This window comes from Mucilaginibacter sp. (genome assembly GCF_035492695.1).
Lineage (GTDB): Bacteria > Bacteroidota > Bacteroidia > Sphingobacteriales > Sphingobacteriaceae > Mucilaginibacter.
On the sequence record NZ_DATJJC010000010.1, the window covers coordinates 1 to 3,106 of the forward strand.

Consider the following 3,106-nt stretch of genomic DNA (forward strand, 5'->3'; position numbering starts at 1 on the left):
GGTCAGGCGGATTCATTAGCACGGCGTATCGAAATATGCAAGCGCAGCTATGATATATTGGTAAACGAAGTGGGTTTCCCACCGCAGGATATCATTTTCGACCCAAACATCCTGACCGTTGCCACCGGTCTGGAAGAACATAATAATTACGCGGTTGATTTTATAGAAGCCACCCGCTGGATCAAACAAAACCTGCCATTGGCTAAAGTAAGTGGCGGTGTAAGTAATATTTCCTTCTCGTTCCGCGGTAACAATGTGGTGCGCGAGGCGATGCACTCGGCATTCTTGTACCATGCCATCAAAGCCGGTTTGGATATGGGTATCGTAAACGCCGGGATGCTGGAGGTTTACGAAGAAATACCAAAAGACCTACTGGAAAAGGTAGAGGACGTACTATTAAACCGCAGACCAGACGCGACCGAACGGCTGGTTGAATTTGCAGAAACTGTAAAAAGCAAAGGCAAAGAGATAGTGAAGGATGAGGAATGGCGAAAGGAACCGGTTGAGAAACGTTTATCGCACGCCCTGGTAAAAGGCATTATTGAGTATTTGGATGACGACGTAGAAGAAGCCCGTCAGAAGTTTGCCAAGCCGCTGGAGGTTATAGAAGGCCCGCTGATGGACGGTATGAACGTAGTTGGTGACTTATTTGGCGCCGGTAAAATGTTTCTGCCTCAGGTAGTGAAATCTGCCCGTGTAATGAAGAAAGCGGTAGCTTATTTATTACCATTCATCGAACTTGAAAAAGCAAATAATGCCGATGCCGATCAGCGGAGCAACGCCGGGAAAGTGCTGATGGCTACCGTAAAAGGTGATGTACACGATATTGGTAAAAATATCGTCGGTGTCGTGCTGGCCTGCAACAACTTTGAGGTAATAGACCTTGGCGTGATGGTTCCGCCACAAAAAATTATTGAAGAGGCAAGAAAACACCAGGTAGATATTATTGGCCTGAGTGGATTGATTACGCCATCATTGGATGAGATGGTTCACTTCGCTAAAGAAATGCAACGCGAAGGTTTTACTATTCCGCTAATGATCGGTGGTGCCACCACATCACGCATTCATGCGGCTGTAAAAGTAGCCCCTAATTACGAACATGGTGTGATCCATGTGCTGGACGCTTCCCGCAGCGTTGGCGTTTGCAGCAACTTGATGAATAAAGAAACCCGCGACAGCTATATTCAAACCGTAAAAGAGGAATATGATAAAGCCCGCGAAGCACACCTGAACAAACGCTCGGACAAACGCTTTGTAAGTATTGATGAAGCACGGAATTCCAGGCTGCAGATCAACCTGAATGGTTCTATCCCGCCAAAACCAACTTTTACTGGTACAAAGGTATTTGAGTCGTTCCCACTGGAAGAGTTGGTGCCTTACATCGACTGGTCACCTTTTTTCCATACCTGGGAGCTGCGCGGATCATACCCTAAAATATTTGAAGACAAATATGTAGGCGTCGAGGCTAAAAAGTTGTTCGATGATGCACAGGTATTGTTAAAAAGAATCATCGACGAAAAACTACTAAAAGCAAACGCCGTGATCGGTTTCTGGCCTGCTAATAGTGTGGGTGACGATATTGAATTATATACCGATGAAAGCCGCAAAGATGTCTTAACCACGATACATACACTGCGCCAGCAAGCAGAAAAAGTGAAAGGCGAACCTTATTATGCTTTATCTGACTTTATCGCGCCAAAAGATACCGGTGTGCGGGATTATTGGGGTGGCTTCGCGGTAACATCAGGCATTGGTTGTGATGAATTGGTAGCTGAGTTTGAAAAAGACCACGACGATTACAACAGCATCATGGCCAAAGCATTAGCCGACCGCCTGGCAGAAGCTTTTGCCGAAAAAATGCATGAGTTGGTTCGTCGCGAATACTGGGGTTATGCAAAAGATGAAGCATTAACTAACCAGGAGTTGATCAAAGAACAATACCAGGGCATTCGTCCGGCACCGGGGTATCCTGCCTGTCCGGACCATACGGAGAAGCTGACTTTATTCGGGCTGTTAAAGGCCGAAGAAAACACCGGAATACAGCTTACTGAAAGCATGGCTATGACACCGACTGCCGCCGTTAGCGGATTCTATTTTGCACATCCGCAGGCACGGTATTTCGGTCTGGGCAGGATCAGCAAAGACCAGATAGAGGATTACGCTAAACGTAAAAACATGTCTCTAGAGGACGTTGAACGCTGGATGGGACCGAATCTCAATTATTAAAAATCAACTGTCATTGCGAGCGATAGCGCGGCAATCGCATACTATACAGAGCGAATATGCAAGGTTCGCGATTGCTTCTCCGCTAACTAGCGGATCGCAATGATAAAGTATAAATTGCTATTATATATTTGATCCAACTGAATCACAAATGAAGATCACCGAACATATACAAAACGCTAAAGGCAAAACACTTTTTTCATTCGAATTAATACCGCCATTAAAGGGCAGTAGTATACAGGGGCTTTATAATGCCATCGACCCTCTGATGGAGTTTAAACCGCCGTTTATTGATGTTACTTCTTTGCGCGAGGATTATATTTATAAGCAGCACGAAAGCGGCTTGCTGGAGAAGGTAAGCTATCGCAAAAGGCCGGGTACTATAGCCATCTGCGCGGCCATTATGAATAAATATAAAGTAGACACTGTTCCTCACCTGCTGTGTGGCGGTTTTACCAAGGTGGAGACAGAATATGCGTTGATCGATCTTCAGTTTTTAGGCATCGAAAATGTGCTGGTGCTTAGAGGCGACGCGCGCCTTGCCGATGCATCATTTGTGCCTACACCGGGCGGGCATTGTTATGCGACCGACTTGCTTGAGCAGGTAGTAAACATGAACAACGGCAAATACCTGCATGACGAAAACCCTGAGAACCTCAAAACGGATTTTTGCGTTGGCGTGGCCGGTTATCCTGAAAAACATTTTGAAGCGCCGAACCTAAAAACCGACTTCAAATACCTGAAGCAAAAAGTAGATATGGGTGCCAATTTTATTGTGACCCAGATGTTTTTTGATAACCAGAAGTATTTTGAGTTTGTAAATAACTGCCGGGCGAATGGTATCAATGTTCCCATCATTCCAGGGTTAAAGCCGATCACCAAT

Annotated in this window: 2 protein-coding genes; both read left to right on the forward strand. The window is 45.6% G+C overall.

Annotated elements, in window-relative coordinates:
* The coding region (gene metH / locus VL525_RS06720; RefSeq protein ID WP_325384677.1) for a methionine synthase at positions 1–2,226 on the forward strand (2,226 nt) is incomplete at its 5' end.
* 148 nt (positions 2,227–2,374) lie between these two features.
* A partial coding sequence (locus tag VL525_RS06725; RefSeq protein ID WP_325384679.1) for a methylenetetrahydrofolate reductase occupies positions 2,375–3,106 on the forward strand: 732 nt, incomplete at its 3' end.